Source organism: Scytonema millei VB511283 (assembly GCF_000817735.3).
GTDB classification, from domain to species: domain Bacteria; phylum Cyanobacteriota; class Cyanobacteriia; order Cyanobacteriales; family Chroococcidiopsidaceae; genus Chroococcidiopsis; species Chroococcidiopsis millei_B.
In genome coordinates this window covers 1,058,112-1,081,132 of the sequence record NZ_JTJC03000001.1, presented here as the reverse complement: position 1 = coordinate 1,081,132, position 23,021 = coordinate 1,058,112, and the positions used below count along the sequence as shown (strand labels likewise).

The 23,021-nt window shown below is 43.8% G+C and carries 25 protein-coding genes; 12 read left to right on the top strand and 13 right to left on the bottom strand.

All coding sequences use genetic code 11. From position 1 onward, the window contains the following. Positions 1–131 (bottom strand): transposase (locus QH73_RS04850; RefSeq protein WP_165587617.1); only part of this gene is annotated, 131 nt, incomplete at its 3' end. Between the two features lie 46 nt (positions 132–177). On the opposite strand from QH73_RS04850, the gene QH73_RS04845 reads away from it, so the two are divergent. Further along, positions 178–474 (top strand): hypothetical protein, encoded by a 297-nt coding sequence (locus tag QH73_RS04845; RefSeq protein ID WP_039715451.1) that lies wholly within the window; start codon positions 178–180, stop codon positions 472–474. A gap of 2 nt (positions 475–476) precedes the next feature. Here QH73_RS04845 and QH73_RS04840 read toward each other — a convergent pair whose 3' ends face one another. Next, positions 477–1,139: a class I SAM-dependent methyltransferase gene (locus QH73_RS04840; protein ID WP_039717412.1), complete on the bottom strand. Its 663-nt coding sequence runs from the start codon at positions 1,137–1,139 to the stop codon at positions 477–479. Between the two features lie 109 nt (positions 1,140–1,248). Here QH73_RS04840 and QH73_RS04835 point away from each other — a divergent pair, with 109 nt between their 5' ends. Next, a complete protein-coding gene (locus QH73_RS04835) occupies positions 1,249–1,677 on the top strand; it encodes a hypothetical protein (protein WP_039715450.1) in 429 nt (142 codons plus the stop codon). 226 nt (positions 1,678–1,903) lie between these two features. Next, positions 1,904–2,530 carry an SAM-dependent methyltransferase gene (locus QH73_RS04830; RefSeq protein ID WP_039715449.1) on the top strand — a complete coding sequence of 209 codons (627 nt, stop codon included), beginning with the start codon at positions 1,904–1,906 and terminating at the stop codon, positions 2,528–2,530. Here the strand turns inward: QH73_RS04830 and QH73_RS04825 are convergent. The 3 genes from QH73_RS04825 to QH73_RS04815 all read right to left on the bottom strand — a co-directional run bounded on the left by QH73_RS04825 (position 2,516) and on the right by QH73_RS04815 (position 4,295). Further along, positions 2,516–2,713 carry a hypothetical protein gene (locus QH73_RS04825; protein WP_132866645.1) on the bottom strand — a complete coding sequence of 66 codons (198 nt, stop codon included), beginning with the start codon at positions 2,711–2,713 and terminating at the stop codon, positions 2,516–2,518. The two genes, QH73_RS04830 and QH73_RS04825, sit on opposite strands and share 15 nt — an antisense overlap. Continuing rightward, positions 2,707–3,291, bottom strand: a complete 585-nt coding sequence (locus QH73_RS04820; RefSeq protein WP_039715448.1) for a GNAT family N-acetyltransferase — start codon at positions 3,289–3,291, stop codon at positions 2,707–2,709. Before QH73_RS04820 ends, QH73_RS04825 begins: the two co-directional genes overlap by 7 nt. A gap of 125 nt (positions 3,292–3,416) precedes the next feature. Beyond that, positions 3,417–4,295 carry an SMP-30/gluconolactonase/LRE family protein gene (locus tag QH73_RS04815; RefSeq protein WP_052290021.1) on the bottom strand — a complete coding sequence of 293 codons (879 nt, stop codon included), beginning with the start codon at positions 4,293–4,295 and terminating at the stop codon, positions 3,417–3,419. On the opposite strand from QH73_RS04815, the gene QH73_RS04810 reads away from it, so the two are divergent. After that, positions 4,285–4,455: a hypothetical protein gene (locus tag QH73_RS04810; protein WP_165587616.1), complete on the top strand. Its 171-nt coding sequence runs from the start codon at positions 4,285–4,287 to the stop codon at positions 4,453–4,455. The genes QH73_RS04815 and QH73_RS04810 overlap by 11 nt on opposite strands. On the opposite strand, the gene QH73_RS04805 is transcribed toward QH73_RS04810, so the two are convergent. From QH73_RS04805 to QH73_RS04795, 3 genes are all read right to left on the bottom strand, one after another. After that, positions 4,412–5,458 carry an adenosine deaminase gene (locus QH73_RS04805; protein WP_039715447.1) on the bottom strand — a complete coding sequence of 349 codons (1,047 nt, stop codon included), beginning with the start codon at positions 5,456–5,458 and terminating at the stop codon, positions 4,412–4,414. The genes QH73_RS04810 and QH73_RS04805 overlap by 44 nt on opposite strands. A gap of 164 nt (positions 5,459–5,622) precedes the next feature. Continuing rightward, positions 5,623–6,051 carry a response regulator gene (locus QH73_RS04800; RefSeq protein ID WP_374189009.1) on the bottom strand — a complete coding sequence of 143 codons (429 nt, stop codon included), beginning with the start codon at positions 6,049–6,051 and terminating at the stop codon, positions 5,623–5,625. A gap of 85 nt (positions 6,052–6,136) precedes the next feature. Continuing rightward, on the bottom strand, positions 6,137–8,257 hold the full coding sequence (locus tag QH73_RS04795) for a sensor histidine kinase (protein ID WP_039715445.1): 2,121 nt from the start codon (positions 8,255–8,257) through the stop codon (positions 6,137–6,139). A gap of 440 nt (positions 8,258–8,697) precedes the next feature. Between QH73_RS04795 and QH73_RS04790 the strand changes: the two genes are divergently transcribed. Together QH73_RS04790 and QH73_RS04785 are read left to right on the top strand one after the other, a co-directional pair. Then, complete coding sequence (locus QH73_RS04790) at positions 8,698–9,459, top strand: RibD family protein (RefSeq protein WP_039715444.1); 762 nt, start codon at positions 8,698–8,700, stop codon at positions 9,457–9,459. A 175-nt stretch (positions 9,460–9,634) separates the two neighbouring features. After that, positions 9,635–10,816 carry a GNAT family N-acetyltransferase gene (locus QH73_RS04785; RefSeq protein ID WP_039715443.1) on the top strand — a complete coding sequence of 394 codons (1,182 nt, stop codon included), beginning with the start codon at positions 9,635–9,637 and terminating at the stop codon, positions 10,814–10,816. Here the strand turns inward: QH73_RS04785 and glf are convergent. Beyond that, complete coding sequence (gene glf, locus QH73_RS04780) at positions 10,795–11,940, bottom strand: UDP-galactopyranose mutase (protein ID WP_039715442.1); 1,146 nt, start codon at positions 11,938–11,940, stop codon at positions 10,795–10,797. The two genes, QH73_RS04785 and glf, sit on opposite strands and share 22 nt — an antisense overlap. A gap of 148 nt (positions 11,941–12,088) precedes the next feature. Beyond that, positions 12,089–13,078: a glycosyltransferase family 2 protein gene (locus QH73_RS04775; protein ID WP_039715441.1), complete on the bottom strand. Its 990-nt coding sequence runs from the start codon at positions 13,076–13,078 to the stop codon at positions 12,089–12,091. A 588-nt stretch (positions 13,079–13,666) separates the two neighbouring features. Here QH73_RS04775 and QH73_RS04770 point away from each other — a divergent pair. From QH73_RS04770 to QH73_RS04745, 6 genes are all read left to right on the top strand, one after another. Further along, on the top strand, positions 13,667–14,740 hold the full coding sequence (locus tag QH73_RS04770) for a glycosyltransferase family 2 protein (protein ID WP_039715440.1): 1,074 nt from the start codon (positions 13,667–13,669) through the stop codon (positions 14,738–14,740). Between the two features lie 338 nt (positions 14,741–15,078). Further along, complete coding sequence (locus QH73_RS04765) at positions 15,079–15,924, top strand: ABC transporter permease (protein ID WP_039715439.1); 846 nt, start codon at positions 15,079–15,081, stop codon at positions 15,922–15,924. Continuing rightward, positions 15,924–17,219, top strand: coding sequence for an ABC transporter ATP-binding protein (locus QH73_RS04760; RefSeq protein ID WP_039715438.1), 1,296 nt, complete (start codon positions 15,924–15,926; stop codon positions 17,217–17,219). The genes QH73_RS04765 and QH73_RS04760 overlap by 1 nt, the downstream gene beginning before the upstream one ends. A gap of 70 nt (positions 17,220–17,289) precedes the next feature. Next, entirely contained in the window at positions 17,290–18,792 is a 1,503-nt protein-coding gene (locus QH73_RS04755) for a glycosyltransferase (protein ID WP_039715437.1), read from the top strand. A 16-nt stretch (positions 18,793–18,808) separates the two neighbouring features. After that, a complete protein-coding gene (locus QH73_RS04750; protein WP_039715436.1) occupies positions 18,809–19,960 on the top strand; it encodes a glycosyltransferase family 4 protein in 1,152 nt (383 codons plus the stop codon). A 218-nt stretch (positions 19,961–20,178) separates the two neighbouring features. After that, complete coding sequence (locus QH73_RS04745) at positions 20,179–20,562, top strand: DUF4346 domain-containing protein (protein WP_039715435.1); 384 nt, start codon at positions 20,179–20,181, stop codon at positions 20,560–20,562. A gap of 55 nt (positions 20,563–20,617) precedes the next feature. On the opposite strand, the gene psb32 is transcribed toward QH73_RS04745, so the two are convergent. The 3 genes from psb32 to QH73_RS04730 form a co-directional block, all read right to left on the bottom strand. Next, the gene (gene psb32 / locus QH73_RS04740) at positions 20,618–21,247 is read right to left on the bottom strand and encodes a photosystem II repair protein Psb32 (RefSeq protein WP_374189008.1); all 630 of its coding nucleotides are present in this window, start codon (positions 21,245–21,247) and stop codon (positions 20,618–20,620) included. A 140-nt stretch (positions 21,248–21,387) separates the two neighbouring features. Next, positions 21,388–21,771, bottom strand: a complete 384-nt coding sequence (locus tag QH73_RS27695; protein WP_063777333.1) for a DUF4278 domain-containing protein — start codon at positions 21,769–21,771, stop codon at positions 21,388–21,390. Between the two features lie 372 nt (positions 21,772–22,143). Then, positions 22,144–23,007: a DUF6671 family protein gene (locus QH73_RS04730; RefSeq protein ID WP_039715433.1), complete on the bottom strand. Its 864-nt coding sequence runs from the start codon at positions 23,005–23,007 to the stop codon at positions 22,144–22,146. Positions 23,008–23,021: the final 14 nt, after the last annotated feature.

Sequence of the window (23,021 nt, the reverse complement as noted above, 5' to 3'; positions counted from 1 at the left end):
TAGAAAATTGCGTTGAAAATCTCCCACATATTGACTGTACGGGGACGACCACCTAGTTTAGGCTCTGGAATCATGTCACTCAGAAATTCATATTGGGCAAGAGTCAAGTTGCTGGGATAAGCTTTACTCATGTCGCTCTCTCGGTGCTGTGTACTAGTTATTCGCAGCTTACACCGAGTGAGCTTTTTTACTACCCAACCCACTTTTCAAACACCCTCTAAGTTTCAGCAGGCGATCGAAACGGTAGAAGCTTTATCAATCGATGAGCAAGCAGTGTTGCTAGAAATTCTACACAAAAGACTTTTACAACAACAGCATGAGCAACTGTTGCAGGAAGCCATAGCAGCAGAACAAGATTACGCTAAGGGGAATGTAAAGAGTGATTCAGCCGGAGACTTTTTAGCAGAAGTGGACAATTTTTTACTGAGAATTGCACCTAGAAGTAAATCCAAAAAGGCTGAATCTACTTTCTGAAGCTATCGCTTTAATGCTAAAGTCAATCCATCAGCAATTGGTACTACACTTAAGGCTACCCTTTCATCATGATGTAATTTCTCATTGAGCGCTCGAATTGCCTGAGTACTTCGATTTTGAACTTGAAAATTAGCCACATCTCCACCCCAGAGAACGTTATCAATTGCAATTAATCCACCAGGACGAACTAATTGAAGCGATCGCTCGTAATAGCAGTCATAATTTTCTTTATCTGCATCGATAAAAGCAAAATCAAAAGATTCTGATTGTCCCGATGCCAATAATCGATCTAGTGTCTCTATTGCTGGCGCTAAGTGCAAATCTATTTTGTTAGCAACTCCAGCCTGCTGCCAATAACGCCGTGCTATATTTGTGTATTCTTTACTCACATCGCAAGCAACTATCTTACCATGAGCAGGTAGCGCTAGAGCCACAGACAAAGAACTATAACCCGTAAATACTCCTATTTCTAAAGTTTTTTTTGCTCCTAACAATTGAACTAGTAAAGCCATAAACTGACCTTGTTCGGGAGCAATTTGCATCATTGCTGCGGGATGATTAGCTGTTTCTTGCCGCAACTGATATAAAACTTCTGGTTCCCGTAGAGAAACAGATAGAAAGTAATCGTAGAGGCGATCGTCTAAACCAAGGGATCTTTTTTGCATAATTGACTGCTCGATAGAGTCATCCACAGTTTATACTAACTCTAGAAAGTTCCATACACCTAGAGTTCAATTGAGTTGCTGTCTCTTATCGCCCACGAATGCAAGTTCTATGTGCCGAAAATTACCGCTCGTTTTAATTGGAATCTTGCTAATATTTCTGACAGCATGTAGTAGCACTCCAATCGTAGTACCGAACGAGCAACTGGTGCAAAAAGCTTTAGCAGTTCAATTATCTCAAATACAACAACAAATCAGTCAGAAACTCCACCTGTCTACACCACTTAAACTAGAAATCGATCGCCTGCGAATACAAGAACAGCAACAGCTCAAAATCGGTAACTTACCAGCATATCGAATTGTCGGAATTTACGATCGCACCTTACAAATCTCTCAACGACGGATAACGCAAGAAAACAATCCATTCGAGGTCTATTTACAACTTCAGAAAGAGGGAAAAACCTGGCGTTTAGCAATTCCTCAAACTACTGATGAAGCTAAAATTCAATCTTGGCGTACTTATTTAATTGATGGTTGGTAGTTGATAGTTGATAGTTGGTAGTTGGTGGAAGTTGTGATTCTTAACTTTTAACTTCTGACTTTTAGTCACCAGCTACTCATCAAAAACCTTGTTCGCGCAGTGTAGCGGAGCGTTTGCCAACACTAACAACCGTCAATTGTCTTCTGACTTACGACTTACGACTTACAACTTACGACTTATAACATGGCATTATGTTATACGGAAACGGCTACAGGAAAGGAAAATAATGCGCCGACAACGCTTGTTCCTACTACCGATCGCCTGCATTGGTATAGTTGGCTTAGGAATAACTGGTTACAGTCTCACTACCCAGACTAACGCTCACACTCAAACAATTGCTCAAGATACGCAAGCACCACTCCGCGAACCAGATGTCGTCTACGTACCTACACCCCAAGAGACGGTAGACGAAATGCTCAAAGTTGCTAAGGTGACTAAAAATGATACGCTCTACGACCTTGGTAGTGGCGACGGACGCATCCCAATTACTGCTGTACAAAAATATCAAGTGAAAAAGGCAGTTGGGATAGACATCAACCCAGAACGGATTAAAGAAGCAAAGGAAAACGCGAAAAAGGCAGGCGTAACAGACCGCGTGACGTTTCTCAATCAAGACCTGTTTAAAAGCGACTTCAGCGATGCAACTGTCGTGACGCTTTATTTGTTACCCGAACTTAATGTTAAGCTGAGACCGCAGCTATTCAAACAGCTCAAACCTGGCACTCGTATTGTGTCTCATGCGTTTGATATGGGCGATTGGAAACCAGAAAAAACCTTGCAGACTCCTGGTGGTTCTACAATTTATTACTGGGTAATTCCTAAAGAGATTCCTAAGAATTTAGGTGACGGTTAGATGTAATGGTGCTAAACGCTGAAAAAAATTAGGATTTCGTAAAGTAGGGGCGCACAGCTGTGCGCCCCTACCAAATTTTACGCCCCTACCTGATTTTACGCCCCTACCAAATTTTACGCCCCTGCCTAATTTTACGCCCCTACCAAATTTTACGCCCCTACCAATTTTGTGTATTCCTACCACTTTTTATGAGGATTTCTCAAACTATACTTCACCACTTCGCGATCGATCTCTGGGTGAACGTACTTCAATTCAAACTTTAATCCTGCTTTTTCCATCACGCGACTAGAAGCTCTGTTATCTGCTAATGCAGAAGATACGATGCACTGAGTCCCTAATTCATTAAAGCCTTTTGAGACAAGGGCGCGAGACCCTTCAGTTGCGTAACCTTTACCCCAAGAAACTCGACGCAAACGATAACCTAAGTCGATTTCATCAGCATGAAATACTCCTGAATCGACATTAAATGGACGGTCTAACGCTGGTCGTAAATGAAACCAACCGATGAATTCTTGACTAGATTTTTCAATTGCTGCCCAAAATCCATAACCTGGGTATTGTTGATAATATTGCAGCCATTTGGGTAGAACATTATTTTGATAGTCTTCGTAACTTTTCTCTAGAGGTTCACCCCCTTTAATGATACCTAAATCTACATAGCGAATAACTTCAATGTCGCTATCTAAATCTAATAAGTTTTGGGCATCATCTGGCGTAAATTGGCGGAGAACTAGTCTAGGAGTTTCCAAGAAAATTTTCATGACTATAGAAATCGTATTTAATTGTTAATTGTTAAAATCTACGTAGAGCGCGTTACGTCAAAGAAATTTCGTAAGGTGGGCATTGCCTACCGACTGTAAAAAGCAATAACAAAACTACAGACATTTCACCATCGCCGCACTGCACCTGCAACTAATAATTCAATTTGATACAAGGCGTGTTCGCTCGTCATAAATAAAGTTTTACCATCTTCCTCACCAAAGGCGAAATTAGAAATCGCGCTTGGGGTTAAAATTTTACCGAGTAATAGACCTGTAGGAGAAAAAATATGTACGCCATCGCCGCAACCGGCATAAATATTGCCATTGGCATCTACATCAACACCATCAGCTCCCCAATCATTGTTATCAATTTGACAAAGCTTTTCTCCCCCAGACAGAGTACCATCGGAGTTAACTGTAAAAGCCCAAATATAGCGATCGCCTGCTGCTGAGTTCCCTACATATAGCTTGGTTTCATCTGGAGAAAAAGCAATGCCATTCGGCATACTCAAATCTTGAATAACTACTGTTAATTCTTTAGTATTTGGCTCGTAGCGAAACACACCATTAAAGTCTATCTCTTTAGTTCGATCGCCCAAACCATAAGGTGGATCGGTAAACCAGATCGTCCCATCCGATTTAATTTCCAAATCATTCGGTGAATTGAACTGCCGATTTTGAAAGCGATCGCATAAAATTGTCCGGCGATCGTCTTTATCTGTAATACTTATTGCCCGCGTTTCGTGTTCGCAAGTATAAAGATTACCCGCAGAATCAAGCACATTACCATTTGGCTGATAACTGGGTTTGCGGTAAGTTTGCAATCCTTGAGTTTCACTCCAAGATTTATGTTCGTTTGCCCCAGTATCGCTAAAAATGAGTTGTTGATGCTGCTTGTCCCAAACTGGTCCTTCATCAAACAGCATTCCATCAGCAAGTTGTATCAGTTCGGTATTGGCTGCTAATATGTTTGCAATTCCAGTATCTTGATTGTTGATTGTCATAGTTAGGGAGCAGGGAGCAGGGGGAAGAGAGAGTCGCGGAGCTGAGGGAGCTGGGGAAGAAAAAACAACCATCAACCAACTACCAACTACCAACTACCAATTACCAGTTACCAATTTTAATCCTGCATTGCCAGCACCTCAGTTGGTAACGATGGCTTGAGTAAACCATTGAGTAAAGATGCTGGGCGATCGCCATAGGGCCAAGCAAAGGCATGGCGGAAGGCTGCATCTTGACAAGCTTGCAATTGGTCAAAGTCAATAATATCCAACGTCAGCAGATTTTCATACTCAAATGGCAACCGGACGTTATGCAATCCAGCATTATCCGTGCAGATGGCAATATCTACCCCAGCGTCCAAACAACGGTCGAATACCAACTTCAACTGGCGCATGTCCTGTAAGGTTCCCGTCTTTAAATAAGTGGTAGGGCAAACCTCTAAACATTGCTGTCTGCTGGCTAATTCTGGTAACAGTTCGGGATGTAGCAGGGGAATTTGGATACCGTGACCGATCCGCATTAGATAGGGTAACAATTCGGGATAACAACCTGCGGGAGTTTCATATAAGTGTCCCGTAGTATTTAAACCAAGCGATCGCGCGTAGGCATACAATTGCACGAACTCTTCTAGGCGTTCTGCATAATGTCCGTCTCCACCAGCGACATCCACAGCACAAACATACTCTCGTTTTTGGGCAGCCAAGTCCACAATTGCCCGATTTACCTCATAAGGTAGCCGCGAATGCATACACAAAATTTGGCTAGTGACAATCGGATATTCGGAAAGTTGGCTTGCTTTACCTACCACGTCAACAATCTCCGCCATCTGTTCGATCCGTTGGGATTGAGTTAAATGCTCTGACGTGCGTAAATATGGCGTGTAGCGAATTTCTAAGTACGCCAAATTTTCAAAAATATACGCCCCACGAATCAAGCGATAGACAAAGTAAGGCAAAGTCTCAATCGTTTGCACGCTCTCAACTAAAGTGTGCAATTCTAAATACTCGTCCAACGTGTTGCGGGGACGGGTATAGAAATCTTCAAACGCAGCATAGTCAGCAAACCGCTCGATTTTGTCGTCAGCGTGACGCTGGAAGTAGCGCCAGAGAACGCGAGGCACGACCGAACCCCCCAAGTGGCGGTGCAATTCAGCGTATAGAGCCACAATACCTCTCTTAATTATTCTTAATAATATCTATGGTTATTATCAAAGATAGCAATTTTGTCCAGCAGTCGGAAGTTTGCTGGAATACTGGGAAGAAGTCGTAAGTCGCAATTACTAGCCACTAGCCACTAACCACTAGCCACTGATAGTTGACTGTGCAGGGTTTACGGCAGCCTCACGATGGTGAACCAAAAGTTTTCAATCGACTGCACGATTTTGACAAAGCGGTCAAAGTCAACTGGCTTAGTAATGTAGCAATTAGCGTTGAGATTGTAAGCGTTGAGTATGTCTGCCTCAGCTTGAGAAGCTGTCAGCACGATCGCAGGAATGCGCTTGAGGTTTGGGTCTGCTTTAATCTCTGCTAGCACTTCTCGCCCATCCTTCTTAGGTAGATTGAGATCGAGCAAGATGATATCTGGATGTTTTGCATTAGCATACTTTCCCTCTTTTCGCAAGAATGCTAATGCTTCTACACCGTCCTCAACTACATGCAAGTTTACAGACATTTTGCTTTCTTCTAAAGCCAATTTAGTTAACTGCACGTCACCAGAGTTATCCTCTACCAACAAAATCTCAATTGGTACAAACAGCACAATAGAACTTACCAGAATTCACAAGTTGAATATGTAATGTTTCTACATCGATCGCCGACAACTGATAACTGTCAACCGATCACTGTCAAAGACAAGTCACCCCACTACCATTAATGTTTTCCTCAACTTGTAGACTTTTGACGGAGCTAATGGAGTCTAGTCTTTTGGATTCTTCTATAATTCTCTCTCTCAAGTCATCCTCCAGTAAAGCTCTCTGTTCGTTTAAATCAAAATTGTTGTCGTTGGTGGAGTGCGATCGCTCTGATAGCTGCGTCTCCATGCTGGGAGGAGACGGTAAAGGATCGACTAATGGTAAGCTAATTTCTACAGTAGTCCCTAGACCGATACCAGGGCTACTGAGGGCAATGCGACCCCCCATTAATTCAATTAAATTGCGGGAAATTGCCAACCCTAAGCCAGTCCCGCCTAGCTTGCGAGTAGTCGTGCCATCGACCATGACAAAGGGGCGAAAGAGCTTGTGTTGTTGAGCCGGGTCGATTCCCAGTCCCGTATCCTCTACAGCCACAGTGACCCAAAATGTAGTACTACCATCTTGTACGGGTTGGGCAGTAATTTCTAGTTTGACACTGATGCTGCCGCGATCGGTGAACTTGACAGCGTTACCGATGACATTGATCAGCACTTGCTTAAGTTTGGCAGCATCAGCATGAACTAGCAGCGGTTCTTGCCACTCTGTAGCGATCAATTGCAGCCCTTTTTGCTGAATTTGTACCTTTTGCAGGTCGATCGCTTCTCGCAAGACTTGCCGTAAATCCAGCGCTTCTGTAACGACTGAGAGTTTACCAGCTTCAATTCTGGCAATGTCGAGCAAATCGTTAATAATGCCTAATAAGTGAATAGCTGCCTCATCAGCCCGTGCCAAAAACTCTAGTTCTTCAGTGCGATCGTCGCAGCAGCCATCGCGGACGAGGCGAATACATCCGATGATGGCATTGAGAGGGGTGCGTAACTCGTGGGAGGTATTGGCTAAGAATTCACTTTTCATCTGGTTGGAAGCCTGGGCTTCTTGCCAAGCGGTTTCTAATTCTGCTGCCGAAGCATTTAGCCGTCCTAGCATTGCTTCCAAGGCTTCTGCTAGCTGTTCTACCTCGCGTACTTTGAAATTGTGCGGGACTCGCTCGGCAGCGTGGTGGCTTTGTAGGTTGAGGGCGTAGTCCCGTAGTTTTTCTAAAGGTCTTGCTAAATCGCGGATGATATGTAGTGCGGCGATTAAGGTCGCTACTAACAAGCCGATGGTCAGTACGACAAGGATAACTTTAATTTCTTGCAGTCCGTAGAGGGCATGATCCAGACGGGTAACGGCTAAAATCAGCCAGTATCCGTTGGCTCGATCGATCGGACTGGGAATGACGTTATAGCCAGCTAGCAGGTCGGGACCGTTTCGATCGAACGACAAGTGGATAAAATCTTGGCGCGTGCGTCCGGCGATCGCATTTTTGAGCAGATGTTGTAGTTGTCCTGCATCTTGCTCTTGCGCGACGTTGCGTCCAATGCGGTTAGCAATTGGGTGGGCTAAGATCGTGCCGTTGCGATCGATCACGACGGTGGAGCCAGCCAGCAATCCCGGTCGATCGCGTTCTCTTTTGTGCAGTGCCGATAATACGTTGAGGCTGTAGGTTAATCGCCCGCTACTGTTGTATACGGGAGCCGATAAAACTAATTGTAGTTGTCCCAGAGAGCGTTGAGGGTCTAGTGCTGCCGATAGCTGTAGCGATCGCCGCGCGTCAATTTCGACTAGTGGCTGGACGCGAATCAAAGGTGAGATTTTTTGATTTTGCTGCCGTTGCCAAGCAGGATCGGCTTTAGCAGAAGCAATTTGAGTATTACCACAAGTACTGGCTACCAAATTACCCGTGTCGATCTCAGTCACCTGCAAGCACTGAGTATTTGGCAGCGTTGACGCTAACTGTTGGAGAAACTCCCGAGCCTGTGCCGGCGAACCAGTTCGGATGACGGTGGTTTGACTTGCCAGCAGCAGATTTGATTTCAGTGCCGCGATCGCGTTGCTGATATTTTCTCCCTTGTTCACCGCACTTTCAGTTAAATTCCAGCGCGCAGTTTCTAGCAAGCTAGAACGTGCTTTCCTGAAAGTCACCGCTTCCCCAATCAACAATACTGGTACGGTCAGCAGCAGTATTCTTGCAAGTAAGATACGACGAAATGAGGATTGACTGGGCTTAGCCATGGAAGCTCCCTCAAAATAGATGCAAGACCCTCTAGTAATCGCTTGCTAGCAAATAGATTAGTTTTAGCATTTAAATACCATTAAACGCGATCGCTGCCAAGCAAATTCCGTCAAAACCTTTGTCTAATTTAACAAATCATCCAAAACAAATTTCAAGATTTGCGGATGCCGATCTCAATGACGTTCTTGATGCTTTCGACATTTTCACAGCATATCTAAAAGCTCTAGCTGCTACCATATATGTTGTATAAAAAGATTCGTTGGCTAATCATAAGAAATATTTTATCTTTAAACATTAACTCAAAATTAATTAAAGCGTGACTTTTTACGCTAGAACTTCCGGCAGATTTTGCCAGCGTAGAGACAGTGTTTTTTACTCCTCTATGGTTGCCAACACGCTCGATTGTTTAAAACTGGTATTGAAAGCTAGGTAGCAGATCGTGGCTCGATATCGAAGTCGTCCCCATACAACAGTTATCTTGGCAATGAGTGCCGATGGTAAGATTGCCGATGCGAGGCGATCGCCTGCCCGTTTTTCCTCCCAGCGCGATCGATTCCATCTCGAACAACAAATAGCTGCTGCCGATGCCACACTATTTGGGGCTGGTACGCTTCGCGCTTACGGCACAACCTTAAGCGTAACTAGTGCTAAATTACTGCATCAAAGACTACAAAATCAGCAAAGATCGCAACCAATTCAGATTCTTGCTTCTGCTAGTGCCAGCCTCGATCCTCAGTGGCGATTTTTTCGCCAACCCGTACCTCGTTGGTTGATCGCATCTGCGGCTGGGGCGAAGTTTTGGCAGGGGCGATCGGAATTTGAGCGGGTGATTGTGGGGGAGCAGGGAGCTGGGGGAGCTGGGGAAGAGAAGGGAGCAACTACCAATTACCGACTCCCGACTCCCGACTCCCGACTCCCGACAATCAACTGGAGATTTGCTTTAGAGCAGTTATTCTCTTTGGGAATCAAACGCTTAGCCGTTCTCGGTGGGGGTGAGTTGGTGGCGGCGATGCTGGCAGTTGATTTAATTGATGAGATGTGGTTGACTGTCTGTCCTCTACTCCTCGGAGGAACAAACGCCCCTAGCCCAGTGGCAGGGATGGGTTTCCCAGAAAATTTAGCGCCGCGACTGGAACTATTATCAGCTCAAGTTGAAGCACAAGAAGTATTTCTCCACTATCGCCTGCAACGATCGCCATAGTTAGATTAACTTAAGTAACAGTTATCAGTTATCAGTTATCAGTTGACAGTTGACAGTTGTTTTTTGCTCCCTCAGCTCCCTCAGCTCCCATTCTTCGAGAAGGGCTTCGCCCTACAGCTCCCTCAGCTCCCTCAGCTCCCTCAGCTCTCTTCCCCTACTCCCTACTCCCTAAATAATGGTGGAACAACTTAAACCGCAATATTCTGTTGCCTGGACGAATAAGATCGCTGAAATTCCCCAGTTGGCATGGGATGCTTTGGCATTACCTCTAGCAACTCCGTTTTTGGAGTGGGAGTGGTTGAATAATCTAGAAACTTCTGGTAGTGCTACGGCTAGGGCTGGATGGCTGCCCAATCATTTAACTATATGGCGCGATCGTACGCTGGTTGCAGCTGCCCCGATGTACCTTAAAGGTCACAGTCAGGGTGAGTTTGTCTTCGACCACCAATGGGCAGATCTAGCACAGAGGATCGGTGTAGAGTACTATCCAAAACTCTTAGGCATGACACCTTTTACCCCTGCTGAAGGCTATCGGTTTTTGGTTGCGCCAGGGGAAGATGAGGATGAAATGACGGCGTTGATGGTGAGTGCAATCGACCATTTTTGCGATCGCCACAATATTTCTGGATGTCATTTTCTCTATGTCGATCCTACATGGCGACCCACATTAGAACGACACGGATTTACAACATGGTTGCACCACAGCTATGTCTGGCAAAATCTCGGTTTTGCAACTTTTGACGATTATCTCGGAGTCTTCAACGCCAACCAACGCCGCAACATTAAGCGCGAACGCAAAGCCGTAGCAAATGCAGGCTTAGAGTTGGTGACTCATACGGGAGATGAGATCCATAAGTCTTTATTTCCGCAGATGTATCATTTCTATGCCGATACCTGTGATAAATTCGGCTGGTGGGGTAGCAAGTATTTGACCAAGAAGTTTTTCGAGCAGTTACACGCCCGTTATCGTCATCGCGTGTTGTTTGTGGCGGCTTACCATACAGCAGATAAACGTCAACCGATGGGGATGTCATTTTGTTTAACGAAGGGCGATCGCCTCTACGGTCGTTATTGGGGCAGTTTTCAAGAAATCGATTGCTTGCACTTCGAGGCGTGCTACTATAAGCCGATTGAATGGGCGATCGCCAATGGTATTCAAACTTTCGATCCTGGCGCGGGGGGAAGGCATAAAAAACGGCGCGGTTTCCCTGCTACTGTCAATTACAGCTTGCATCGCTTTTATCATCGACGCTTGGCGCAAATTTTAACTTCCTACATTCGTGAGGTCAATGAGTTAGAACGGCAAGAAATCGAGGTAATTAATGCTGAATTACCCTACAATCGGCGGGATGCATAGCCGGTGGCTGATAGTTCTGGCGATTGTCTATTCCCAGTCCCCTTGAGCTTTTTGTAGATTGTCAGAGCCTGAGCGACGACTTGATCCATGTTGTAATACTTGTAAGTCGCCAACCTGCCGACAAAATGTACGCCAGAGGTTGCGTCAGCTAGTGCCTGATATTTTTTGTAGAGCGCAGTATTTTCTGGACGCGGTACGGGATAATATGGATCGCCGTCGGCGCGTGGGTACTCGTAGACAATACTCGTTTTCGGATGCTCTTGTCCGGTTAGGTATTTGAATTCTGTAACCCGCGTATATAGGTGTTCGTTAGGATAGTTGACGACGGCAACTGGCTGATGCACGGGCGTATTCACGGTTTCGTGCTGAAATTCCAAAGAGCGGTAAGGTAGCTTGCCATACCGGTAATCGAAGAATAAATCGATGGGACCTGTATAAATCATCTCGCGATACGGTATCGTCCCCACAATATCCCGATAGTCAGTTTGGAGCATGATTTTGATATTCGGGTGAGACAGCATATTCTCGAACATTCGAGTATAGCCATGCAGGGGCATTGCTTGATATGTATCCGTAAAATAGCGATTGTCGCGGTTCGTGCGGGTAGGTACGCGGGCAGTCACCGATCGATCGAGTTCGGATGGATCGATGTCCCATTGCTTGCGCGTGTAGTTGCGGAAGAATTTTTCGTAGAGTTCCCTGCCAACCTTATTAACTACCACATCTTCAGAAGTTGAGATCCGCTCTTTAGGCTCAGCCACCGAAGCGAAAAACTCTTCTAGCTGGAATGAGGTTAAACTGAGTCCATAAAGTCGGTTAATCGTGTCGAGATTGATCGGAATTGGCACGAGTTGTCCGTCAACGCTGGCAAGAACGCGGTGTTCGTAAGAACGCCATTGAGTAAATTGCGAAAGATACTCGAAAACTTCGCGAGAGTTGGTGTGAAAGATGTGGGGACCGTACCTGTGGATGAGGATACCTGCTTCGTTATAGCAATCGTAAGCATTTCCACCAATGTGCGATCGCGTATCGATAATTAAAATCTTTTTTCCCAACTGACTTGCTAACCTTTCAGCCAAGACGCTACCCGCAAATCCCGCTCCTACAATTAAGTAATCGAACATTCAAGCACTCCTTGTTCCGAATTTTTTCGAGTCATCTACGAAAGCATGAATCGCTAAATAAAAGCTTGTTTAAGGACTTATTGTTCGAGTACTGAGTTTGATATTTTACTTTTAAAGTACGCGCTTTTGACTTCAGTTGGCTAAAACATCATAGTTTTTCTTCATATAAGATTTTAGGCTTATTGTTATCAAAATAACCCTTGAGACCATCCTGATAAGCTTCCGTGAGAAATTGTAGGCGCTTAAACTTGCGATCGTCAAAGAGCAAAATAGCAATTAAAGAGCGACAATAGTATTTAATCGTTCTAAAATAAAATCTTGTTTTACTGGCATAGTTTTTTCTTAGCCAAATTGCATTTCTGGTCTCAAAATAAGTCAGCCAGATTCTGCTATATTTGGTTCTATAAGAAATTTTTCCTAAAAAATGTTTGACAATTGCGCCTGGATCGCCAGCTTCTTTGTGAAGAATAACGCTATTAGTAACTAGCAATATTTTGCCTGCCTTGTTTAACCTAAGACAATACTCTAAATCGTCGCCTCTAATAAAAAATTCTTGATTGGGAAAACCTACTTCTTCAATCGCTTTTTTACTAACTAGAATACCAACAAAAGAACTAAAAGCTATTTCTAAAGCTTGATGTTTTTTTACTAAATCGTCTTCTATCTTCTTATGAATTTCAATATCAAAATCAAAATCATTTTGATGAGTCTGGCGATCGAAAAAGCCTAGATGGGGATGTAATATCTCTCCTTCTAAGTCGATTTTGAGATTTGCTAAAGCACTTACATTAGGTTCATCTAGATATTGACTGAGCTTTTCTAAAGCATCTATTTCAGGTTCGGCATCGTCATCCATTAGCCACAGCCAATCGTAACCTGCTTCATATCCATACTTTACACCTTGATAAAATCCACCTGCACCCCCAGTATTTTCTGATAAGCGGATGTAATCGATGAGCTGATTTGTTAGATATCCTTCTGCCTTCAGAAAATTAGGTGTATCATCAGTAGACCCATTGTCTACAAGGATAATTTTATCTGGCAAGCGCGTTCCAGCAAGTATTGCGTCTAAGCATTCTATTAAAAGTTTCTTTCGGTTATAGGTGACGACTACAACAGCGATTGTGGCTTCAACCATTGTCAATTCCTAGTTTCTATGAGTTGATTTGAAGTGTCTCGATCGATGAAAGCTAGAAGGAATAAAAGTTAAAATACGCGCGATCGCTAATAGGTAATCCCTCACAGGATGATATACAACAGGCAGGATTCAACTCTTTAGAAAACAGACTAGCAGCATAATAGCAATTTCTGCAACAATACTTGGGGAACGCCAAAAATATAGCCGAAAATTATCAAATACATCATTTACTACTTATGTATTATGCAAAGTCACCCTTCAAATGACAAAATCGTACACTGCAACTCTTTCCAAGGATATACCACTTTTGGTAGAAGCGATGCTTGCATTTGTATAGTCGATAACACTTGAGTTGATTATGAAAAAACTCTCATGAAACATTCATCTACACTTCATAAAATCCCTGTACCGTGTAAATGTTTTATGAATTACTGTCAAATACATGACTCTGTATAGTTATTACCCTTATGAGGCTACGCGGATTAGCGTATGGTATTGGTGGAAGTAGCCTAATTCTGCAATCTTGTGTAAGTATTTGCAAGTAGACAGACTTGCAAACGATTGATTTTATAGATGACAGGGTTGTAAATGGACGTATTAAAGATGGCAGAACCACAAGTCACTATCGTAGTCGTACCACGCGAGCGTTTCAGTTTAACTCAAAAGTCCCTTGAAAGTATCTATGAGAATACAACAATCCCTTTCAAGTTGATTTACGTAGATGGTGGTTCCCCGGCGCGTATCCGAGATTACTTAGCAGCTCAAGCACGCGAGAAACATTTCCAACTGATTCGTACCGATTATTACCCTTCACCAAATTATGCTAGAAATCTGGGTTTAGCCCAAGTCAATACAGAATACGTTGTCTTCATGGATAACGATGTTGTCGTTGCTTCAAATTGGCTGCATAATTTGGTTCAATGCGCTGAGGAAACGGGAGCTGCGGTAGTCAGTCCCCTCGTATGCCAAGGTCAAGCTTTACACGAAATTGTACATTGTGCAGGTGGAGAATCTGCGGTCATTGAAGAAAACAAAGGCGATCGCCCGACGCGGCGCTTGCACGATAAAATTTACAAGCAAGGTAAGCGTGTAGCAGATTTAGGCGACTTCCTGCAACGACAACCAACTGGTTTGGCAGAGTTCCATTGCATGTTGGTACGCACGGCGATAATTGAAAAAATCGGCGGTCAGCTCGACCCCGCGATGATGAACACAAAGGAACACGTAGATTTTTGTGTAGCGGTATCTGAGGCTGGAGGTTCCATCTACCTAGAGCCGTCATCCCTCGTCACATACATTAACGGGATGCCGCTGGAATTGTCCGAAATTCCTTTCTACATGGTACGTTGGAGCGATGCTTGGGGTACGACTAGCTTAAACCGCTTGCGCGAAAAGTGGAATCTGACCGAGGATAACTACCACAAAAATTGGTATCGCAGTTGGTCGGAATATTTAACCGGAAGACGCAGGGTATTTATTATTAGACCACTGCTGAACAAATATTATGTCTTTGGTAGGGGCAAGACTCGAATAGAAAATATGCTAGTGCGGATGGAGAAGAGGCTGAACCATTATCTCACCGATCGCCATACTCGCCAACATCCGCAAGAAGTGCAACAGCAGCCTGCTAAGTCGTTGCCGAAAACTCCAGTATCAGCATAATAAGGTAGGGCTAGGAGACAATACATCGTGGGAGCGCAAGAACAAAGATCTTGGAGATCCCCCAATCCCTTTAAAAAGGGGGCATTAGTCATCTCCTTTAGGAAAGATCTTGGAGATCCCCCAACCCCCTTAAAAAGGGGGCATTAGTCATCTCCTTTAGGATTGATAACTAAAAAATGATTCCTACAAAGGAGGCATTATTAGTTCCCCCCTTATTAAGGGGGGCTAGGGGGGATCTTTAAGCCAAATGCTAGCAACGGTTACTATTGCGGGAGTATCCTTCAGATGTATAAAGGATCAAGCACTTGAAGCAAAAGAGAAATCTCAATTCAAATCCGATGCCGTTTGAAGTGGTGTACACGCCTGAAAGCTTATTAAGGCATCCGATTCAGTTGTTTAAGCAAATGGGACGAGACTTACTCGCTTCTCGCGAATTGGCGTGGCGGCTGATGGTGCGAGATATTAGCGCTCAGTACCGTCAGTCGTTTCTGGGTGTAATTTGGGCTTTTTTGCCCCCAATTGTAATGGCAGCAGGATTTACGTTAGCTAGTGATGCAGGTGCGATCGCAGTTGATAGGACAGATTTACCATATCCAGCTTATGTCATGTTCAGTACGGCGTTGTGGCAAACTTTTGTGGAAGCGCTCAACGGTCCAGTACAAGCGGTAACAGTAGCTAAGCCGATGCTAGCTAAGGTTAATTTTCCGCGAGAAGCGATCGTGTTGGCTAAGTTAGGTGAGGTCTTTTTCAACTTCGCGATTAAGCTAATTTTAATTGTGGGATTGTTTATTTGGTTTCGAGTTCCGGTCGGTTGGACGGTAATTTTGGCTCCGGTGGCGTTGATTCATTTGATTTTATTCGGTACATTTATCGGTGTTTTATTAGCGCCGTTGGGGATTTTGTACCAGGATGTATCAAAAGGATTGACCATGATTACAGGGTTTTGGCTGTTCTTGACTCCGGTAGTTTATCCCGTTCCTGGCGAAGGAACGTTTGGATTTCTGGTGCGGCTGAATCCCGTGACTCCTCTACTAGTAACAACACGGGAGCTAGCAACGACGGGAGTTATCTCAGACCCGGCGGGATTTTGGATCGCCAGTATTATTACTCTAGTTGGCTTATTATTAACCTGGGTGGCATTTCGCCTCGCCATGCCTTTCGTGATTGAAAGGGTGAGTTCCTAATGACTGAATTAGTAGATCGAGAAATTGCCATTCAACCTCAAGATTCTGAAGTCGTTATTTCGGTAGAAAGTGTCTCGAAAAAGTTTTGTCGAGACTTAAGGCGATCGCTATTTTATGGTGTCCGAGATATCGCCACGGAGTTAATAGGTGGAAAGAGAACAGAAACGCTGCGTTCCCAAGAATTTTGGGCACTAAAAGACGTTAATTTCGAGTTGCGTCGAGGGCAAGCACTAGGCTTAGTTGGGGCAAATGGAGCTGGAAAAAGCACGCTATTAAGGATTATTAGCGGTCTAATTAAGCCGGATATTGGCACTGTAAAACTTAAGGGTAGGGTGGCTCCACTGATTGCTTTAGGAGCAGGGTTTAATCCGCTATTGACGGGGCGAGAAAACATCTATGCCAATATGTCAATTTTAGGATTATCAACCAAAGAAATCGAAGCCAGATTTCAAGAGGTCATAGACTTTGCGGAAATCTGGGATGCAATTGACGCACCCGTGCAAAATTATAGTTCGGGAATGGCAGCGCGGTTAGGGTTTGCCTGCGCAATTCATACAGAACCGGAAATCTTATTAATTGATGAAGTCTTGGCTGTAGGAGATATCAAGTTTAAAGCCAAATGTTATCGCAAACTACACCAGCTACGCCAGCAGGGAACATCTTTTGTTTTAGTCAATCATAATCCCCAGGCAATTTTAAACGTATGTGACTCGGCAATCTACCTAGTCAAAGGTGAATTGATTGCATCTGGCGATACGGAAACAGTTATCGAAAAGTATGAAGAAGATTTGTTTTTAGACAGTAAGAAAGCAACTGCACAAGTCATGTATTTGCCAGAAAAATCTGCTGGTGAAAGTTTTGGCTTAGACATCACTCATCTATTTTTTCGAGACGTTGAAGGCAAGATTCTAGAATCGCTTAAAAGTGGCGAACCTGCTTCCTTTTGTATCGGCTGTAAAGCTCATCAAAAGTTTGACAACGTGACATTGCATTTAAAAATTACCGAATTAGGTGGCGAAGGTGGTACGGGAGCAGTTTTGTTTTTAAGCGGTGAAAATGATGAGCAGTTCTTTGAAATTGTCCCAGGAAAACATGAAATTCAATTGCAAATGCCTTATCTAGGTTTAGCCCCTGGAACTTATACCATGAGTGTCAAACTCAAGCAAAGCTCTATCTATACTTTCGATGTCTTTGAGTCTTTTCGATTTAGCGTTAAATCGGACGGGACGATGAGTCAATGTAAGTTTTATCAACCGCGATCGTGGCAGATCGTTAGTGAAAATCGCGCTGAGTAAAGAATGAGAATAGCGTTTGCTGCTACATAGTCGGTTTTCAATTATCAGTTTTCAATTGGGAAAACTTAATATGTCATACAGAGTACTTCATTATAACTGGGCTGCCTACTTTCAGAAACCTGCTCCTGGGGGAGGTGTATCTGTTTACTGTAAAAATTTAATTGACTTTACAACTCAAAAAGATAACTGGCACGTCACTTTTTTGTATTCTGGAACCGATTATAGTTACTTCAATAAACGCCCTCATATCAAATCAATTCGCAACCAAAATCATCCCCAAGTATCCACTTTTTCACTCGTTAATTCTCCAATTATTGCACCTTCTCACTTCGCTTTTGACGATCCATTAGGCAACGTTAAACAACCCGTTCTGGAAAAATGCTTTCAAGAGTTTTTAGACACGCAAGCACCTTTTTCTGTGATTCACTTTCATAATTTGGAGGGCATAACTGCTAATTGCCTCAAAATAGCTAAAGAAAGTGGTGCTAAAGTCGTGTTTAGTTTGCATAATTATTGGGCTGTTTGTCCGCAGGTCAATTTGTGGAGGTTAGAACAGAGCCATTGTGACGATAATTTAGACGGACGAGCCTGCCTTGCCTGTTTGCCTATACCACCAAATTCAGAGCGAGAATTGGCAATGAGGAGATTAGAATTTTTAGGCAACTCGCTCGATTTGAAAGGACGATCGCTCCCTTTAAACTTGTTAAAAAAACTCGTCGCTATTTTCTACAAAATTCAACGACCGCTAGTCGTACAAACGCGATCGCCCCTACTCAGATCGCTAGAACTTAAAGGTTCAAATCTGCCTCAGCAAGCTCAGGCATATCAATTTCGACGGCAGGAAATTGTTTCTCTCATTAACCGTTATGTTGATGTAGCGCTGTCTGTTTCCGATCGCACCGCTGCAATTTATCGGTACTATGGAGTCGATCCGGCACGGTTGAGTACGCAATATATAGGTAGTAAAGCTACGCAGTTTCCAGTCCCGCCGCATAACCCAGCAGTATACTCTCCAGGGCAGCCGTTTCGGTGCGTTTACATGGGAGTACCGCGAAAAGATAAAGGATTTTACTTCTTATTAGAAGAATTACGTTGCCTGTCAGCAGTAGAATTAAGCACGTTAGAACTCGTTGTCGCCAGTAGAATTGCAGATCGCACCGAGTTAGACCTGGCAATGCAGCAGAGAGGACCGTTGCTCTCTTTAGCTCAGTCGTTGCACCGTTTAAATTACCATCCTGGTTACTCTCACGAAAATATTCCTAAAATCTTAGATGGCATCCACTTGGGAATCGTCCCGCCACTATGGGAAGACAATTTACCGCAAGTCACCTATGAGCTTTTAGCTTGTCGCGTACCCGTACTTTGCTCGAATCGAGGCGGCGCACAGGAGTTCGTGCGACATCCGGCGTTCATTTTCGACCCAGGAAAAAAGGGCGACTTTCAGCAGAAACTCTCGACGATTCGCGAGAACCCGCAGTTGTTAACCGAGTTTTGGCAAGAGGCGCGAACGGTGCGATCGCTAGAACAACATTTTCAAGAGTTAATTGAAGTTTACGCTGGCTGTGGTAACTGAGGATAGATAAAGATAAATGATGAAGGTATGCTTCATTGCTGCCTGTCCAGGCACGGATATGCGGGGAGGACCGCGATCGCTGCTGGAAACTATAGACTCGCTTCAGAAGTTGGGAGTCGAGTGTTTTGTTTTATTACCCGCACAAGGGCGACTATTTGACGAATTGAGTCGTCGCCATATCCCCATTCGTGTCATTCCCTACGAACGCTGGCTGGAAGCCACAAACTATCCCTTACGCGATCGATGGCAGAAGCTAAAGCGAAGCTACCGTATAGCATTCGCGATCGCCGCTCAAATTAAAGCATGGCAGTGCGATGTAGTCTACACGAATACTGTTGCTATAGGCGTTGGTGCTTTTGCCGCATTTCTCTTGAAAAAACCCCATGTGTGGCACATCCGCGAGTTTGTTTACGAAGATCACGGACAAGTTTTCGATCTCGGTCGCAATCTTACGTTAAAACTAGTAAATTTGCTGTCCCAGGTTTGTATCGTAAACTCTAAAGCTGTAGCTCAAAAATACGAGCAGTGGATCGCGCCTGCAAAGTTGAAAGTGGTTTATCAAGCAGTTAACGTCACTCCAGGCGAGGCGATCGCCTTACCTCCGACAACAAATTTTAGATGCATTATTGTGGGTGCATTGGTGGAGGGAAAGAGACAGGAAGACGCGATCCGCGCTGTTGCCCAACTAGTACGTACGGGTGTAAGAGTAGAGCTATTAATCGTTGGCGATGGCGATCTCCAGTATCGAGAGTATTTAGAGGCGATCGCAACCTCAAACCAAGTAGAGCAATATATTAAGTTTTATGGCTACGCCGACAATCCCTTTCCGTTAATGCAGAGTGCCGATGTCGTACTTGTATGCTCTAAGTGCGAGGCTTTCGGCAGGGTGACTGTCGAAGGGATGCGGGCAGGTAAGCCAATAATCGGTACGAGGAGTGGTGGTACGCAAGAGTTAATTCGCGATGGATTTAATGGGTTGTTATATACTGCGGAAGACGAGCGAGAGCTAGCGCAGAAAATTAAACATATTTGCGATCGCCCAGACTTGGCTAGACAGATGGGCGAAAACGGTCAACAATGGGCTACCGAGCAATTTACTCCAGCACGCTACGGCAAGGAAATATATTTGCTGTTAAAACAGTTATGCGGCAAAAACCTAGAGATTTAAGCAGATCGCAATGTGCAAATTTCTTTTGTTTCCCCCCTTGTCAAGGGGGGCTAGGGGGGATCTTGTGAGGAGGTAACTTAGTTTTTCGATCCCCCAACCCCCTTAAAAAGGGGGCAATAGATAAGTCATACATGGCGTGATATTTGGCAAAACCCACACAGAGAAGAAAGATTTAAAATTAAGTTAAGGGCAAAAAATAGTTATTGATGGGATGAAACATGGAGCGGACGCTAGAAGACTTAACGGCAATTGATGATAAACTTTCTAAGCGTCATATTGACCTTGACCCAGGCGGATATTTCATCATTTATCTGGATCGAGAAGCAGGGTTAATTTGTGCGAAGCATTACACCAATGCGATCGACGATCGCGGTTTAGCCGTCGATCCTGAAACGGGTAAACCTATTCCCGCACGCGGTAAAGTCCAACGAACTTCCACCACACTCTATCGGGGTAGAACAGCAAAAGAAATTTGTGTGGAAATTTTCGAGCAAGAACAATCTTGTCCCGTGACTTACTTAGATCACGCCGCTTATCTTGGACGAGAATTTGTCCGCGCCGAAATCGCTTTAGTCAACGGGCAAGAATACGTTCAGGATTAGAGTTGACAGTCACCCGTTAGCTGTTAACTGTCAACCGTCAACTGACAACTGTCAACTATCGAACATAAAAATAATAGGTCACCATTGGAATAATCGTCGCAGCGACAAGAAAGCCAATTACCCAAATAGTAGCGTTGCTGGATTTTGTCTCTTCGGTGTTTTTGTAGGTACTTTCGACAGCGACATCAGTTGCTAGCTGTTCGGGTGCGCCAGGATCGGGTGCGCCAGATAAAACAGCTACGAGGCGATCGCTAGCATCGAGAAACGCTTGATTGTATTTTTCACCTTCACGCAGGGGATACAAAATGGTTTGAGTCATCACGCTTTTGGCGATGTCATCTGTCAGCAGCGACTTAGCTTTATCTCCGACGCGGATTCCAGTCCCGCTGCTCAGGGTGTCTAGTACGACTAGAGTTTGATTGGCTTGCGCTTCTGGAGTTGGAAACCACTGCTCGAATAATTTATCGGTAAAAGATTGAGCAGTCTCGCCATAGTCGAGGCGGCGAATGGCGACAAGTCTAACTTCATTTCCCGTCGTTTCTGCCAATTTTTCCAACTCGCTACCAATTTTACCTTCATTAACCGGACTGATTGCTTTTGCCGGATCGATCACCCAAGTCCGCTCTCCTGGAGCAACTGAAGGAATTTCATATAGACTCGTTGCGATCGCTGGAAATGGCAGCATTAATGTAGTGAGAACAACTAATCCCAAAGAGAAAACTAAGGATTGCAGATATTTTCTACTGCTAGTTATTTTGCTGCGTAAGTATCTCATTTCCCCGTCCTGAAAATTTACATATATTTAAAATTACTATACATAATTGGTCATTGGTCACTGCTCCCTGCTCCCTGCTCCCTACTCTCTTGTTTTACAACACTCGCACCGCGATATTTGAGGTTAGTGGGATTTGGGTGTGGTGCAGGTGTTTTTTCCTGACTCGATAACCAAGGCGCACCGCGATACATTCCTTTCACTTCTGCGACGACATCGTTTTCGCTGGAGCTGCTAGGAATTACTATCTGAGGGCGATCGCTCTGGGTTATGCTTTGGGCGACTGAATTAGACTCGCCTTTAGATAGATTTTTTAAAAGTAATTTTTTTGTGCCGAAGATTGTTACACACAGGATTAATAATTGGATCTGCCAAGGAGCTAAAATCAAAGCCAAAATCAGGCTGACGATTGTAGCCGTTCCTGTTAGGTAAGCCATCTCATCAGCAGATTTTTTGCAAAGATACCCAGAGATCAGACTAGTTGTTAAGGGTAAGAGAAACAGTAATCGCATACTCAAGTCACAAGTCGCAAGGCAAAATTGAATGACACGAGCAAGACAGAGATAGCTGCCCTGTCCAGAAATGAGGCTGCAAGCGATCGAAGTAGATAAGAATATATGTTACCTTATTCCCATTAGAAAAGTTTATATTGTGTTTTCTTCTACCTTAAGTTAGATTTTTGTAAAATTTGATGACTTCTTTGTAAGATTTTGTTACCAAAAGTGACTGACAATTTAACCTAACAATATTTAATCTTTAACTTTAAACTTTCAATTTTTGACTTTTGAGTTTTAACTTTTGACTTTCAACTAAGGATTGCAATACATACATTGAGCTGGATCGGCTACTTTCACACCATGCGGAAATAGTTTTTCTTGTTGAAAACTGCATTTCTGACACTGATAGACTACCGAGCGGATTGCAGATGTGGGAAGATTGCATAATCCACAGGGTAAGCCGCGACGTTGGGCGATCGCATCAAAGCCAGGACAACCACAATTAGGACATATTTGATGAATTTTTTGAATTAAATTTTTAGTAGCTTTAGCAATATTTTGCATTCTAGTGGGGTTATATAGCGCCCGCATATCTGTTTCTATATGTACTTTGCCTGTTGAAGATTTGCTTAAAGCAAAAGTCACAATTTTTCTTAATTTATCTTCTGTATTGATACCTTTAAAAATCTCTTCTCGTTCTGACGAGTCAGCACTGAGCATGACAACTAAACCATGAGAAGGAAAACCAATTTTACGAGCAAAAGATTCGGCTGCTTCAACAGTTCTAACCGATTGACTATTAAAATTAGTTTCTGTAGAGATTTCCTGACCAACAATTTCTAACTGATTTAGCGTATCGACGAGAACGACTATTTCTCGATTCGACGCAATAAAAGGCAAATCGGGATGAGGTGCAAAAGAACCTTCACTGGCGATCGCAATTGTTTCACCCGTAATTTCTAAAGCTTTTTTAGCTTTGAGTTTAGCCGTAGCAATTTGGTCTGCTGGTCGGGCAATATCGCGAGTAAACGTACCAAAAATATCCGTATTAAAGCCATTTGGAACTATACATTGTACTCCCAATTCTGATTCTAAAATGGGTGCGATCGCTTTTTCTTTCTCGTGCATAGTAGCAATGACTGCTACGCGACCTGTAAACAAAGAATTTGTTGGCATATAGCAGTTTAATT